Annotated in this window: 15 protein-coding genes; 7 read left to right on the top strand and 8 right to left on the bottom strand. The window is 70.1% G+C overall.

Features of this window, described 5'->3' with window-relative positions; all coding sequences use genetic code 11:
- Position 1: 1 nt before the first annotated feature.
- The 3 genes from phaR to gluQRS all read right to left on the bottom strand — a co-directional run bounded on the left by phaR (position 2) and on the right by gluQRS (position 2281).
- Entirely contained in the window at positions 2-493 is a 492-nt protein-coding gene (gene phaR, locus LDO11_RS07485; protein WP_232140979.1) for a polyhydroxyalkanoate synthesis repressor PhaR, read from the bottom strand.
- 104 nt (positions 494-597) lie between these two features.
- On the bottom strand, positions 598-1338 hold the full coding sequence (gene phbB, locus LDO11_RS07490; protein ID WP_232140980.1) for an acetoacetyl-CoA reductase: 741 nt from the start codon (positions 1336-1338) through the stop codon (positions 598-600).
- A 40-nt stretch (positions 1339-1378) separates the two neighbouring features.
- Positions 1379-2281: a tRNA glutamyl-Q(34) synthetase GluQRS gene (gene gluQRS, locus LDO11_RS07495; protein ID WP_232140981.1), complete on the bottom strand. Its 903-nt coding sequence runs from the start codon at positions 2279-2281 to the stop codon at positions 1379-1381.
- 111 nt (positions 2282-2392) lie between these two features.
- On the opposite strand from gluQRS, the gene htpX reads away from it, so the two are divergent.
- Positions 2393-3298 carry a protease HtpX gene (htpX, locus tag LDO11_RS07500; protein WP_232140982.1) on the top strand — a complete coding sequence of 302 codons (906 nt, stop codon included), beginning with the start codon at positions 2393-2395 and terminating at the stop codon, positions 3296-3298.
- Between the two features lie 61 nt (positions 3299-3359).
- On the opposite strand, the gene LDO11_RS07505 is transcribed toward htpX, so the two are convergent.
- The gene (locus tag LDO11_RS07505) at positions 3360-5435 is read right to left on the bottom strand and encodes a GGDEF/EAL domain-containing response regulator (protein ID WP_232140983.1); all 2076 of its coding nucleotides are present in this window, start codon (positions 5433-5435) and stop codon (positions 3360-3362) included.
- Between the two features lie 66 nt (positions 5436-5501).
- Positions 5502-6506 carry an EF-P beta-lysylation protein EpmB gene (epmB, locus tag LDO11_RS07510; protein ID WP_232140984.1) on the bottom strand — a complete coding sequence of 335 codons (1005 nt, stop codon included), beginning with the start codon at positions 6504-6506 and terminating at the stop codon, positions 5502-5504.
- 80 nt (positions 6507-6586) lie between these two features.
- Here epmB and efp point away from each other — a divergent pair, with 80 nt between their 5' ends.
- The 6 genes from efp (at position 6587) to folE2 (ending at position 11806) form a co-directional block, all read left to right on the top strand.
- Positions 6587-7153 carry an elongation factor P gene (gene efp, locus LDO11_RS07515; protein ID WP_232140985.1) on the top strand — a complete coding sequence of 189 codons (567 nt, stop codon included), beginning with the start codon at positions 6587-6589 and terminating at the stop codon, positions 7151-7153.
- A 168-nt stretch (positions 7154-7321) separates the two neighbouring features.
- Positions 7322-8656 carry a TRZ/ATZ family hydrolase gene (locus tag LDO11_RS07520; RefSeq protein ID WP_129136043.1) on the top strand — a complete coding sequence of 445 codons (1335 nt, stop codon included), beginning with the start codon at positions 7322-7324 and terminating at the stop codon, positions 8654-8656.
- Between the two features lie 25 nt (positions 8657-8681).
- On the top strand, positions 8682-9398 hold the full coding sequence (ubiG, locus tag LDO11_RS07525) for a bifunctional 2-polyprenyl-6-hydroxyphenol methylase/3-demethylubiquinol 3-O-methyltransferase UbiG (RefSeq protein WP_232140986.1): 717 nt from the start codon (positions 8682-8684) through the stop codon (positions 9396-9398).
- A complete protein-coding gene (gene gph, locus LDO11_RS07530; RefSeq protein WP_232140987.1) occupies positions 9395-10084 on the top strand; it encodes a phosphoglycolate phosphatase in 690 nt (229 codons plus the stop codon). The genes ubiG and gph overlap by 4 nt, the downstream gene beginning before the upstream one ends.
- A gap of 13 nt (positions 10085-10097) precedes the next feature.
- Positions 10098-10766 (top strand): hypothetical protein, encoded by a 669-nt coding sequence (locus LDO11_RS07535; RefSeq protein WP_232140988.1) that lies wholly within the window; start codon positions 10098-10100, stop codon positions 10764-10766.
- A gap of 119 nt (positions 10767-10885) precedes the next feature.
- Positions 10886-11806 (top strand): GTP cyclohydrolase FolE2, encoded by a 921-nt coding sequence (gene folE2, locus LDO11_RS07540; RefSeq protein WP_129136039.1) that lies wholly within the window; start codon positions 10886-10888, stop codon positions 11804-11806.
- 146 nt (positions 11807-11952) lie between these two features.
- Here the strand turns inward: folE2 and LDO11_RS07545 are convergent, their stop codons facing one another.
- Genes LDO11_RS07545 through yidD form a run of 3 tightly spaced genes read right to left on the bottom strand, consistent with a single transcriptional unit; the run spans position 11953 to position 14383 of the window.
- Entirely contained in the window at positions 11953-12792 is an 840-nt protein-coding gene (locus LDO11_RS07545) for a M23 family metallopeptidase (protein WP_129136038.1), read from the bottom strand.
- Positions 12792-14141, bottom strand: a complete 1350-nt coding sequence (locus LDO11_RS07550; RefSeq protein WP_232140989.1) for a dihydroorotase — start codon at positions 14139-14141, stop codon at positions 12792-12794. The genes LDO11_RS07545 and LDO11_RS07550 overlap by 1 nt, the downstream gene beginning before the upstream one ends.
- Positions 14138-14383 (bottom strand): membrane protein insertion efficiency factor YidD, encoded by a 246-nt coding sequence (gene yidD, locus LDO11_RS07555; RefSeq protein WP_129136036.1) that lies wholly within the window; start codon positions 14381-14383, stop codon positions 14138-14140. The genes LDO11_RS07550 and yidD overlap by 4 nt, the downstream gene beginning before the upstream one ends.
- Positions 14384-14414 lie beyond the last annotated feature (31 nt).

A 14414-nucleotide genomic window follows, 5' to 3' on the forward strand; every position in this document is an offset into this window, starting at 1 on the left:
CTCAGCGGCCGCGCTTGTCGTCGGGCTTGTCCGGGCCGGTGCCGGGCGCGCGGCCGACACTCCCGACCAGGTTCTTCTGGAAGTCCTGCCACATTTCCAGATTGCGTTCGGTGAGCTTGTTCATCATCGTCCAGGGCGTCTGCCCCAGAAGCCCGCTCACCTGCTGGCGGAACTGGGTCTGCTGGTCCAGGAACACCTGCATCGAGCGTTCCAGGTAGGTCGCCATGAACCCCTGCAGCGGGTCACCGTAGAAGCGGATGATCTGGCCGAGCAGCTGGGTGGAGAGGATCGGCTGACCTTCCTGTTCGTGCTCGGAGATGATCTGCAGCAACACCTGCCGGGTCAGGTCCTGGCCGCTCTTGGCATCGCGGACCTCGAAGTTCTCGCCATCGATGATCAGCTGGCGGACATCCTCGATCGTGATGTAGCTGGAAATCTCGGTGTCGTAGAGCCGGCGGTTCGGATACTTCTTGATGATGCGGAGGTCGCTCATGGGACCCTGTGGCCTGGCCGTGTTGCCACGCAGCATGGCCCAGCGCGTGGGCCCGCGCAACCGCACCACGCGCCTGCGCGATGGCGGTTGCGCGCGCGCCGCGATCACCAGCCCATGTACTGGCCGCCATTGGCCGAGAGGTTGGCGCCGGTGATCCATGCGGCTTCCTCGGGCAGGAAGAACGCCACCGCGTAGGCGATCTCGTCCGGCGTGCCGAGCCGGCCGGTGGGGATCTGCGCGACGATCTTCTCGCGTACCGCTTCGGGCACGGCCATCACCATGTCGGTGCCGATATAACCCGGCGAAACGGTGTTGACGGTAATGCCGAAGCGCGCATTTTCCTGTGCCAGCGAGATGGTGAAGCCATGCATGCCGGCCTTGGCGGCGGCGTAGTTGGCCTGGCCGTACTGGCCCTTCTGGCCGTTGATCGAGCTGATCTGCACGATGCGACCCCATTGCCGCTCGCGCATGCCCTCGATCACCGGACGGGTGACGTTGAAGACCGAATTGAGGTTGGTGTCGATGACCTCGCGCCACTGGTCGGCGCGCATCCGGTGGAAGGTGGTGTCGCGGGTGATGCCGGCATTGTTGATCAGGATGTCGACCGGCCCGAGATCGCGCTCGACCTGCCGCACCATCGCCTCCGACTGCTCCGCCGATGCCACATCGCCCTGTGCGAGCGTGATCGCGTAGCCCTCGGCGCGCATGCGCTCCTGCCACTCGCGGGCGCGGCCTTCGTCGCGGTAATTGGTGGCGACGCGATATCCCGCCGTGTGCAGGCGCCTGCAGATGGCGGTTCCGATCCCGCCGGTTCCCCCGGTCACCAGGGCGACTCTTGCCGTCATTTCCTTCTCCTTGCCACGGGGCGTGGGTGCGCCGCCGATTCTAGGGTGGGTCCCGGTCACCGGTGTTGTGCGATGCGGCGAGCGGTCCACGCGGGATCCGTCCGGGCTCGAACGCGGCGCTGGCCAGCACCAGCCAGTCGCGAGGATCGGTGGTGGTGGCAGCCAGTGGTTGCTGCCCCAGCAGCAGCCATGCACCGGCAAGCGCGGCTACGGGATCGGTCCCATCGAAGGGCAGGGCATCCAGCGACTTGGAGAGCTTGTGGCCGCGTGCATCCAGCAGCAGCGGCAGGTGCGCGTACCGCGGTACCGGCAGGCCCAGGCGCTGCTGCAGGACCATCTGGCGCGCGGTCGATCCCAGCAGGTCGGCGCCGCGCACGATCCCGGTCATGCCCTGCGCGGCATCGTCGACCACCACGGCCAGCTGGTAGGCCCAGTAGCCGTCGGCGCGTCGCAGCACGAAGTCGCCGGTGACCGCATGCACGTCCTCGGCGACGTGGCCCTGGATGGCATCCTCGAAGGCGACACGGGTGCCTTGGGGAACACGCAGCCGGATCGAGGGGTCACGCCTGGGCGCGCCGCCCACACAGCGGCGATGGACGCCGGCATGCGCGGCCAGCGCACTGCGGCTGCAGTGGCAGACGAAGGCGTCGCCCTGGTCGAGCAGGCGCTCGAGCGCCTGTGCATAGAGCGCACCGCGCGTGCTCTGCCGCACGACCGCACCGTCCGGTTGCAGGCCGAGGCGGGCGAGTGCACGCAACTGCGCATCCGCGGCGCCGGCCACTTCCCGCGGCGGGTCGATGTCCTCGATGCGCACATGCCACTCGCCTCCCACGTGGCGGGCGAACAGCCAGCTGCCGAGGGCGGCCAGCAGCGAACCGGCGTGCAGAGCGCCGGTGGGCGAGGGCGCGAAGCGTCCGCGTGGTGGTGTCGGAGTGGGGGGCATGGGCTGTGCGGGCAACCGGGGCTGACCGGACCACTTGAATTCCGGTAGGCTGGCATTATGTCGGCAGCAACGCGGCCGATGGTCCGCGAACCCCTATCTGGAACGAATCCGATGTTCAGCCGTATCGCCCTTTTCCTCGCCACCAACATTGCCGTGCTGGCACTCGTCAGCATCGTCATGGCCATCTTCGGTATCGATCCCGCCACCAGTGCGGGGCTGCTGATGTTCGCGGCCGTGTTCGGCTTCGGTGGCGCCTTCGTGTCGCTGGCGCTGTCGAAGTGGAGCGCCAAACGCAGCACCGGCGCGCACGTGATCACCCAGCCGGCCAACGAGAGCGAGCGCTGGCTCGTCGAGACGGTGCGCCGGCAGGCCCAGCAGGCAGGCATCGGCATGCCCGAGGTCGCGATCTACGACGCGCCGGAAATCAACGCCTTCGCGACCGGCGCGAGTCGCAACAACGCGCTGGTGGCGGTATCCACCGGGCTGCTGCGCTCGATGACCCGCGACGAGGCCGAGGCCGTGCTCGGCCACGAGGTCGCGCATGTGGCCAACGGCGACATGGTCACGATGGCCCTGCTGCAGGGCGTGCTCAATACCTTCGTGATCTTCCTGGCGCGCGTGGTCGGACGCGCCGTCGACGGCTACCTCAATGGCGGCCGCGACAACGGCGGTGGCGGGCTTGCCTACTTCGCCATCGTGTTCGTGCTGGACATGATCTTCGGCCTGTTCGCGAGCATGATCGCGATGTGGTTCTCGCGTCGCCGCGAATTCCGCGCCGACGTCGGTGGGGCCCAGCTGGCCGGCCGGCAGAAGATGCTTGCCGCGCTGGAACGGCTGGGGCAGACCTATGGCCACAACACGCTGCCCAAGCAGATCGCCGCATTCGGCATCAGCGGCGGGCTGGGCCATGGCCTGAAGCGCCTGCTGATGAGCCACCCGCCGCTGGAGGAGCGCATCCAGAGCCTGCGCAACGCCGACCTCGGCGAAAGCGACGGGGCCCGCCAGCGCGCGTTCTGATCCGTCATCGACAACCAAAAAAGCCCGCCGGATGGCGGGCTTTTTCGTGGCGCGGAGGCGGCTACTCGAAGTCGTAGTTCATGTGCGGCCCCGGCTCGGCAAGGAACATGCCCTGCACGTAATCGATGCCGGCCGAGAACAGGATCGACATGCTCGACGCGTCCTGCACCGATTCGGCGATCGTACGGATGCCGAGTTCGCGTGCCTTGTCAGCGATCTCGCCGATGCGCCGCTGGTTGTCGGCATTCTGCGGGAGCTCTTCCGTGAAGCTGCGGTCGAGCTTGAGCAGGTGCGGCTGCAGGTGGGCGAGCAGCTGGAAGGAATCCAGGCCCACGCCGAAATGCTCGAGGGCCAGGCGGCAGTCGTAGCGGCCGATCGCGGTGGCGAAGTCGCGCGTCGCCTTGAGGTGGGTGAACACCTTGGCTTCCGGCAGCTCCAGCACCAGGTACTCGCCGGGCACCTCGTGCTTGGCGAGCTGTTCGCCGATATAGCGCACCAGGCTGTCGTCGTGCAGCGAGGCCTGGCTGATCTTCACCAGCAGCGTGGTCGGCCTGCCGGCGCGCATGCGCTCGCCGATCCGCGCGATCGCCTGGCCGACCACGTGGTGGTCGATCTCCCACAGCAGCCCGTGTTCCTCGGCGATGTGCAGGAAGGTCAGCGGCTTCACCAGCTCGCCGTCGCCGGCGTCCAGCCGCAGCAGCGTCTCGTAGACGGCGCCGGTCTCGCCCTGCAGGTTGATCACCGGCTGGTAGTGCAGCACGAAGCTGTCGCGGTCCAGGGCGTCGCGCAGGCGCTCGACCCACGCCTGCATATGTTCCTCTTCCGCGCGGTCGGCGGCCGCCGGGTCGAAGATCTCGTAGCGGTTGCCGCCCACCGCCAGCGACGAGGCCACGCCGGCGTCGGCTTTGGCCAGCACCTGGCTGATGCTGGCGATCTTCTCGCCGATCTGCACGCCGCCGATACTGGCGGTGACCACGCTGGAATGGCTGCCGATCTGGAACATGTCGGCGGTGAACGCGGCGAGGATGTTCTCCGCAAGCGCCACCGTGCGGGCGTGATCGGCATCGCGCAGCAGCACCGCCAGCCGGTGCTCGGCGTAGCGCGCCGCCACCGCCTGGTCGCCGATCACCGCCCGCACGCGTTCGGCCAGCGCGGCCAGCATGTCGTCGGCGGAGTCGAGGCCGATCTCCTGCAGCAGCCGCTGGTAATGGTCGGGTTCGATCAGCAGCAGGCCGTGCTGGTGGTTGTCGGCCGCCGATGCCGATACCGCATCCTCGAGCAACCGCAGGAAGGTCGGGCGGTTGAGCAGGCCGGTGACCTGATCACGCTTGCGCAGCTCCTCGACCTGGCGGGCGAGTTCCGGATCGACCTCGGCACGCCGGAAGATCACCTGCAGGCAGGGTTCGCCCTCGTACTGGGCCGGGGTGAACTCCATCGTGGCGGGAAAGGCGTTGCCCTCGATGTCGCGCGCCTGCAGCTCGTAGTGCGGCGGCGGCGGCTCGCCCTTGGACAGGTTCTTGAGCAGTTGCTTGAAGTCGTCGACGTGCTGCGGGCCGACCATGTCGAGCAGCGACATGCCCTCGACGTCCTCGAATTCCTCGTACCCGAACATCTCCAGGTACGCCGTATTTGCGCGGATATGCATGCCTTCGTGGATGTAGGCGATCGGTTCGCGCGATGAGTCGATCAGCGCATCGCAGCGTCGCTCGGTCTCCCGCACGCGTGCCTCCAGCCGGCGCAGCGAGCGGCGGGCCTCGAGATCGGCCCACTCGCTCTTCACCAGGGACAGCAGCACCGCGGGCTTGTGGCGCGGCACGATCCGCCGCGCGCCGAGCGAAAGCGCGGCGAGGAAACCGACCTCGTCGATGCTCTCGACCACCGCCATCAGCGGGATGTCCTTGCCGCTGGCCAGCACCCGCTGGGCGACCTCGGCCAGCGGCAGCGCGCCGGGCCGCTGCGCGGCGAGCACCAGATCGATCGGCTGGCCGCCGAGTGCGGCGTCGAGTTCCTCGAGGGTCGCCGGCCGCAGGGGCCGTACCGCGATACCCGCGTTGCGCAGACCGCTGACGATCGCCTCGGCGTCCTCGACGCTGTCGTCGACGATCACCAGGCGCAGCGCGTTGTCCTGTCTTGCCATGCGTCCCTCCCCGGAAGCCCGGGGTTTATGCCATGCGCCGGGCTGCGGCGTCCATCGGCATGACGGTCAGAGCGGCCGCTTGGAGCCGTCACCCGCCACTTCGCGCACCAGCCGCGGCACGAGGTAGCCGGGCAGGTGGTCGCGCAGGGCGGCATGCAGCGCCAGTGCGCGCGCGTCGTCCACCTCGAAATGGGCCGCCCCGGCCACGCGGTCGAGCTGGTGCAGGTAATAGGGCAGCACGCCGGCCTCGAAGCCGCGTTCGCTCAGCGCGGCCAGGGCGTCGAGCGAGTCGTTGACGCCGCGCAACAGCACCGCCTGGTTGAGGAGCGTCGCGCCCGTCGCGCGCAGCCGTAACATCGCGGCATCGACGTCGGCATCGAATTCGTTGCCGTGGTTGGCATGCACCACGACCGTCACCGGCCAGGGCAGGGTGGCGATCCAGCCGACGAGTTCCTCGTCGACGCGCTCGGGCAGCACGATCGGCAGCCGGGTGTGGATGCGCAGGCGCTTCACGTGCGCCAGCGGCGCCAGCGCGCGGGTGAGTTCGCCGAGTTTGGCGGTGGCCAGCGACAGCGGGTCGCCGCCGGACAGGATCACCTCGTCGATGCCGGAGTCGGCCGCGATCGCCGCGACGGCGTCGTGCCAGCCGCCGGCAGCCGCGGTCTCCTCGGCATAGGGGAAGTGGCGGCGGAAGCAGTAGCGGCAGTGCACGGCGCAGCTGCCGGTCGCCACCAGCAGCGCCCGGCCGCGGTACTTGCGGATCAGGCCGCGGCCGGCGCGGGCGGCCGCGTCACCGACGGCATCCAGGTCGAATCCCGGCACCGGGCGCAGCTCGTCGTCGAGCGGCAACACCTGGCGCAGCAGCGGGTCGGCGGGATCGCCATGGCGCATGCGCGCGACGAAGCTGCGCGGCACGCGCAGCGGGAACTGCGCGCAGGCGGCCTCCGGCACGCGCGCGGCCAGCGCGTCCAGGCCCAGCAGGCCGAGCAGTTCGCGCGGATCGCGGACCGCGTCGCGCCAGGCCAGCTGCCATCGGCGCGGCTGCATGGAAAGGGAGGCTGCAGGTATCATGTCGGGCTCAGCGCGGCGCAACGGCACCGGGCGCAAACCGACATTCTATCTCCCGCGCAGGCGGGACCGCAGGAGCAGAGATGGCCAGCTACGGCATGAACGACGTCAAGAACGGGATGAAGATCCTGGTCAACAATGAGCCCGCGATCATCACCGACACCGAGTACGTGAAGCCGGGCAAGGGCCAGGCCTTTACGCGCGTGAAGTACCGGATGATCAAATCCGGCCGCGTGCAGGAAGTCACCATGAAGGCCACCGACTCGGTCGATGCCGCCGACGTCGTCGACACCGACATGCGCTATCTCTACGCCGACGGCGAGTACTGGCACTTCATGGACCCGGACAACTTCGAGCAGGTGCAGGCCGACAAGGCCGGCATGGGCGGCGCCGAGAAGTGGCTCAAGGGCGAGGAGGACTGCGTGGTCACCCTGTGGAACGGCACCCCGATCGCGGTGCAGCCGCCGAACTTCGTCGAACTGAAGATCACCGAGACCGACCCCGGCGTGCGCGGCGACACCTCCGGCGGCGGCGGCAAGCCGGCCACCCTGGAGACCGGCGCGGTGGTGCGCGTGCCGCTGTTCGTCGGCCAGGACGAGGTGATCAAGGTCGACACCCGCTCCGGCGACTACGTCAGCCGGGTGAAGTGACTGATCCGCAGCGCCCGCGCTGCGGATCAGCCATCCCCGCGGAGGCGGGGTTCCAAACAGCCGTACGGCGGGTCATCCACGGACCCCGGTCCCGGATTCCCGCCTGACGACGTCCACGTCCATCGGTGCCGCCGTCGCGACACCGCCGGACCGCAAGCGGTGAACGCAATGAGCCAGCCCCCGGAACGCGTCGACCTCCTGATCGAAGCCGGCTGGGTGGTGCCGGTGGAACCGCATGGCGTGGTGCTCGAGGACCACGCGGTCGCCGTCCGCGACGGCGCGATCGTGGCGCTGCTGCCACGTGACGAAGCGCGTGCCCGCTTCGAGGCGGCGGAGACGGTCTCGCGCCCCGACGCGGCGCTGATGCCCGGCTTCGTCAACGCCCATACCCACAACCCGATGACGCTGCTGCGCGGCGTGGCCGACGACCTGCCGCTCAAGACCTGGCTGCAGGACCACATCTGGCCGATCGAGGCCGCGGTGATCGGCCCGGAGTTCGTCGCCGACGGGGTGACCCTGGCGATCGCGGAGATGCTTCGCGGTGGCACCACCTGCGTCAACGAGAACTACTTCTTCCCGGACGTGCAGGCGGCGGTCTACAAGCGCCATGGCTTCCGCGCCCGCGTCGGCCTGCCGGTGATCGACTTCCCGACCGCCTGGGCCAAGAGCGACGACGAATACTTCGCGCGCGCCGGCGAGGTGCACGACCAGTGGCGCGATGATCCGCTGATCAGCACCGCGTTCGCGCCGCATGCGCCGTACACGGTGAGCGACGCCAACTTCGAACGCGTGCGGATGCTGTCCGACCAGCTCGACGTGCCGGTGCACCTGCACCTGCACGAGACCGCGCAGGAAGTGGAACAGTCGCTGGCCGAGCACGGCCAACGCCCGATTGCGCGCCTGGATCGCCTGGGCCTGTTCAACGACCGGCTGATCGCCGTGCACATGACCCAGCTGACCGACGCGGAGATCCACCTCTGCCGCGAGCGCGGCGTCAGCGTGGTGCATTGCCCGGAATCCAACCTCAAGCTGGCATCGGGTTTCTGCCCGGCCTGCGCGCTCGAGCGCGCCGGGGTGAACCTCGCCATCGGCACCGACGGCTGCGCCAGCAACAACGACCTCGACATGTTCGGGGAAACGCGCACTGCGGCGATCCTCGCCAAGGCTGTCGCGCAGGACGCCTCCGCGCTCGATGCTGCCACCGCGCTGCGCGCGGCCACGCTGGGCGGCGCGCGGGCGATCGGGCTCGACCACCTGGTCGGGTCGATCGAGGCCGGCAAGCAGGCCGACCTGGTCTGCGTGGACCTCTCGGCGCTGGAGACGCAACCGTTGCATCACGTGCACTCGCAGCTGGTCTACGCTACCGGCCGCCACCAGGTCAGCGATGTGTGGATCGGCGGCCGCGCGCGCCTGCGCTCCCGCGAACTGGTGGATATCGACGCCGCGGCGCTGGTCGCCAACGCGCGCCAGTGGCGCACCCGCATCGCCGCCCTCGGGCGCTGAGGCACACGCAGCGCAGGAGCATGCAATGACCGCAACCGCAAGCAATTACCGCCAGTCCGAGCTCGACAAGTTCGCCGCGCTCGCCAGCCGCTGGTGGGACCCGGACGGCCCGCAGAAGCCGCTGCATGCGCTCAACCCGGTGCGGTTGGCGTATGTCGCCCGGCGCGTACCGCTGGCGGGTGCCCGGGTACTGGATGTGGGTTGTGGCGGCGGGCTGCTGAGCGAGGCACTCGCCGCTGCCGGGGCGCACGTGACCGCGATCGATCTCGCCCCGGAACTGGTGCGGGTCGCGCAGCTGCACGCGCGCGAGTCCGGGCTGGACATCGACTACCGGCAGCAGGCGGTGGAAAGCCTCGCCGAGGCCGGAGCGGGCAGCTTCGATGCCGTCACCTGCATGGAGATGCTCGAGCACGTGCCCGATCCGGGCGCGATCCTCGGCGCGTGCGCCACGCTGCTCAGGCCCGGTGGCCGGCTGTTCGTGTCCACCCTCAACCGCACGCCGGCAGCCTTTGCGCTGGCCATCGTCGGCGCCGAATACGTGGCGCGCCTGCTGCCGCGCGGCACCCACCGCTACGAGGACTTCATCCGTCCGTCGGAACTGGCCGCCTGGCTGCGCGACTGCGGGCTCGAGCTGGAGGACGTCAGCGGCATGATGTACGAGCCGTGGCGCAATCGCGCGCGGCTGGTGTCGCGGACGGAGGTCAACTACCTCGCCTGCGCACGCAGGGCGGCGACGTCATGAACGCCCCGGGTCGCTTCCCGCGCACGGTGCTGTTCGACCTCGACGGCACGCTGCTCGACAGCGCGCCGGACATGCTTGCCACCGTCAACCGCATGCGCGCGCAGCGCAACCGGCCGCCGATGGCGCTGGGCGAATTGCGCCCGCATGTGTCCAAGGGTGCGCGGGCGATGTCCGCTGCCGCATTCCCGGATGCCGATCTTGCCGAACGCCAGGACATGGTTCCGGAATTCCTGTCGATCTACCGCGAGGAGCTCGGCCGCCACGGCGGGCCGTTCGACGACATCCCCGCGCTGCTCGACGCGCTCGAGGCCGATGGCGTGACCTGGGGCGTGGTGACCAACAAGCCGGAATACCTCGCCAGCGAAGTGCTGCGCGCACTGGAGTGGCAGTTCCGCTGCAAGGTGCTGGTGGGCGGCGATTCGCTGGCCGAACGCAAGCCGCATCCGCTGCCGCTGCTGCATGCCGCGCAGACGTTGGGCGTGGACCCGGCCGACTGCGTGTACGTGGGCGATGACGAGCGCGACATCGAGGCCGCGCGCGCCGCCGGGATGCCGTCGATCGTGGCGTTGTGGGGCTATCGCCTCGGCGACGACCTGCCACGCAACTGGGGCGGCGACGTGATGGTCGACCAGCCCGGCGAGCTGCTGGACCCGGCGTGCTGGCCGCGCGTCGCCACGCGTGGCTGAGGCGGGCCCGGGCATGGCCACCACCGACAACCGCGAGCCGCCGGAAAGCTTCATCGGCAAGTTCCAGGAGCGCTGGCCGGAATGGGGCGTGGCGATCGCCTTCATCTCCCCGGGCGAGCGCGAGGCGCTGGAGGCCTGGCTTGCGCTGCTGCAGGAATTCGCCGATGCCGCCTGGGGCGGCAGCCAGGCGGCGCCGGGGCTGGCCAAGCTGGCGTGGTGGCAGGACGAACTGCTGGGCTGGTCACGCGGCGCGCGCAGGCATCCGCTGGCGCAGCATCTGCGCGCACAACCGGTCGACTGGGCGACGCTGGGACACGCGCTGAACGTGCTTCCGGCCACGCGCGAGGGTGCACCCGAAAACATCGGCACGACGCTGGCTCCGCTCGCCGAGGCGCTGGCCCGGGCAGAGGCCGAGCTTGCCGGGAAGACGGTGGGCGCCGATGACGCCGCGCAGCTGGTCGCGGTGCTGCTGGGCGAGCGTGCGCTGCGCCATGGCGACGCCGACGAGGCGCGGCGCGTGCTTTCGGCGTGGCCCGGCCGGCGCGGTGCCGGCAGCCGCGGACGCCGCATCCAGGCCGAACTGCTGCGCCGGCGCCTGCTGGCGCTGGCCGACGGCAAGGCCCCGCAATCGCTCGCGGCATGGCGGGCATTGCCACTGGCATGGCGCGCGGCGCGCGGCTGAAACGGCAGACGCTGCCTATCGCCGCGATCGCCCGCGGCACCCGCCACAACGCATCGTTGCGCGGGCAGCCGGACCTGCGCCGTTACACTAGCCGGCCCCCCTGTCGTCCCCGGTGAACCGTGACCCAGCGCCTTGCCCCCGTCCTGCCCGATGTCGCCGACGATGCCGCGCTGTCCGCGCGCGCGCTCGACTGGGTGGGGATGGACCGCATCGCGCTGCCTCTGCAGCTGCCGGCCATGGAGGGTGGAGCGGCTATGCAGGTGCCTGCGGAGGTCGACGTCGCGGTCGACCTGCGGCGCCCGGATACCCGCGGCATCCACATGTCGCGGCTGTACCTGCGCCTGCAGGACGCGTTTGCCGCGGAGCCCCTGACACTGTCCGGCCTGCGCCGCATCCTCGACGACCTGGTCGATTCGCAGCGTGGCCTGTCGGGCTCGGCGCGCGTGGTGATCCGTTACGAACACCTGCTGCGTCGCCGCGCGCTGGCCAGCGACAACGCCGGCTGGAAGCGCTACCCGGTGCAGCTGGAAGCCACGGTGGCCGATGGCCGCTTCCGTGCGGTGCTGGCGTTCTCGGTCGAGTATTCCAGCACCTGTCCGGCCTCGGCGGCGCTGTCGCGCCAGCTCAACGCGGCGCGCTTCACCGGGGATTTCGCGGCGGCGCGCCCACTGTCGACCCAGGTGGTCGGCGAATGGCTGGCGTCGGAGCGCGGGCTTGCCGCCACACCGCACGCACAGCGCAGCCGCGCCGACGTGCGCGTCGAGCTGCAGCCGTCGTTCGATGCCGGCCTGCCGGTCGAGGCGCTGGTCGATGCCCTGGAAGCCGCACTCGGCACGCCGGTGCAGACGGCGGTGAAGCGCGAGGACGAACAGGCCTTCGCGCGCCTCAACGCCGAGAACCTGATGTTCTGCGAGGATGCCGCGCGCCGCGTCGCTGCCGCGCTTGCCGCCGACGAGCACGTGTCGCGCTTCGAGGCGACGGTGTCGCACTTCGAAAGCCTGCACGCGCATGACGCGGTGGCGCGGGTCAGCGGGCCGTAGAGCCCGGGCACGGATTTCCGCGCTTACGCGCTGACCGGTAGCCGATCAGGGCGGCGCGTGCAGCGCTTCTGCCCCGCGACCCTGTGGCTTCAACGCCTGTGCCTGGTGGTCACCCATCGGGTGACCCGCGCATACCCAGGGTGCCCTCACTGAGCGCGTTCGAGCACCAGCTGTGGATCGATGCGCACGTCGAACCAGCTCATGCCCCAGTGCAGGTGCGGCCCGGTCGCACGACCCGTGGCGCCGACCGCGCCAAGCACCTGACCCTGCTCGACGCGATCGCCCACCGCCACGTCGATGCGCGACATGTGCAGGAAGTTCGAGCTGACCCCGTGGCCGTGATCGAGCAGCACCGTGCCGCCGGTGAGATAGAGGTCCGGTGCGGCAAAGGTGACGATGCCTGCGGCAGGCGCGCGGATCGGCGTGCCGGTGGGCGCGGCGATGTCCATGCCCGAATGCGGCGACCCAGGCCTGCCGTTGTAGACGCGGGCACGGCCGAAGCGGCCGCTGATGCGGCCTTCGACCGGACGGATGAAGGGCTGGGCGAAATCCGCGCGGGCATCGTCGCGTACCCGCGCCGCTGACACCTGCGCCTGCTCGCGGCGGATGCGTTCGGCGATCGCCGGTGGCGGATCGACGGTGGCCGGCGGCACGCCGTCCACGCGCTGCAGTGGCCAGTCGCGGGCCAGGACCTGGATCGCCACCGGCTGCCGGCTGCCGTCGGGGCGGGTGACCGACACCTGCACCGGGCCGCTTTCGTCGCGGCCGACGCCGAACACCACGCTTCCGTAGCCGGTGACCCGCAGCGTGCGTCCGGCATGGGTGACCTCGCTGCCCGGCGGCACCTTGCCGATCACCATCGCGCCCTGTTGCACGCGGTCGGGAAACACCACGCGGTCATCGGCCGCAACGGCGAACGGCGCAATCGCCAGGGCGCACAGGAGCGCAGCGGTCCAGCGCCGTGCCAGCGGGCGCAATGCCGCCATCAACGCGCGAACTCCAGCCGCTGGCCGGCGGGCGCACCGGTGATGCGCTCGCCGTCCCAGGCCAGCGTGCCGTTGACCCAGGTCGAGGCGACCCGGCTGCGGAAGGTGGTGCCTTCGAATGGCGACCAGCCGCACTTCGACAGCACCTGCTCGCGCCGCACCTGGAACGGGGTGTCCTCCACCATCACCAGGTCCGCCCAGTAGCCCTCGCGCAGGAAGCCGCGCTCGCGCACGTCGAACAGCTGCGCCGGCGCATGCGCGAACTTGCGCACCACGGTGGCGATGTCGAAGTGCCCCTCGTGCACGCGCTCGAGCGCCGCCGACAGCGCGAACTGCACCAGCGGAAGCCCCGATGGCGCGCGCAGGTAGGTCTGCTGCTTCTCCTCCCAGGTGTGCGGTGCGTGGTCGGTGGCCAGCACGTCGATGACGTCGTCGGCGATCGCGCGGCGCAGCGCATCGCGGTCGACGACATCCTTGATGGCCGGGTTGCACTTGATCTGGTGGCCGAGCCGCGCGTAGTCGGGCCGTGCGAAGTGCAGGAAGTGCACGCAGGTCTCGGCGGTGATGCGCTTGCGCACGCGTCCGTCGGCATCCACCAGCGGGCCGCGCTCGAACAGCGCGAGCTCGTCGGCCGTCGAGATATGCAGCACGTGCAGGCGGGTGTCGTGGCGGCGCGCAAGCTCGAGCGCCAGCCGGGTGGACGCGATGCAGGCTTCGCGCGAACGGATGTCGGGGTGGCACTCCGCCGGGATGTCGTCGCCGTACTCCGCGCGGAACTTCGCCAGCAGCGCATCGATCGTCGGCGTGTCCTCGCAATGGGTGATGATCGGCACCGGGGTCTCGCGGAAGATGCCGTCGAGCGTTTCCGGATTGTCGACCAGCATGTTGCCGGTGGACGCGCCCATGAACACCTTGACCCCCGGCGCGGTGGCCGGGTCGAGGCTGCGCACCGCGTCGAGGTTGTCGTTGCTGGCACCCAGGTAGAAGCCGAAATTGGCATGCGCACGCCCCGCGGCGCGCAGGTACTTGTCCTGCAGCGCGCCGGCGTCGAGCGTCGGCGGGCTGGTGTTGGGCATGTCCATGAAACTGGTGAGCCCGCCCGCCACCGCCGCCGCCGATTCGCTGGCGATGTCGGCCTTGTATTCAAGGCCCGGCTCGCGGAAGTGCACCTGGTCGTCGATCATCCCCGGCATCAGCCAACGGCCGTCGGCATCGACCACGTGCTCGCCGTTGCGTGCCGTCAGGCCGCTGGCGATCGCGGCGATGCGCCCGTGGCTGATGCGCAGGTCGGCCTCGGTGACCGCGCCTTCGTTGACCAGGCGCGCGTTGATGATGAGGGTGTCGGTCATTGGGTGGAGTCCGTGTGCGGCATCGGCACGGGGTCGTGCCCGCCGGGGTGCAGGGGATGGCAGCGTGACAGGCGGCGCACGGCCAGCCATCCGCCCTTGAGCGCGCCGAAGCGCGCGATGGCGGTCATCGCGTATTCGGAGCAGCTGGGGACGAACCGGCAGCGCGGGCCGAGCAGCGGGCTCAACAGGCGCTTGTACAGGCGCAGCAGGAGGATGAGGAAGCGGTCGATCACTGGATGCATGCGGCGTGATGATGGGGGGTCGTGCTCGGTT

Source organism: Alterluteimonas muca (assembly GCF_021191595.1).
GTDB lineage: Bacteria > Pseudomonadota > Gammaproteobacteria > Xanthomonadales > Xanthomonadaceae > Luteimonas > Luteimonas muca.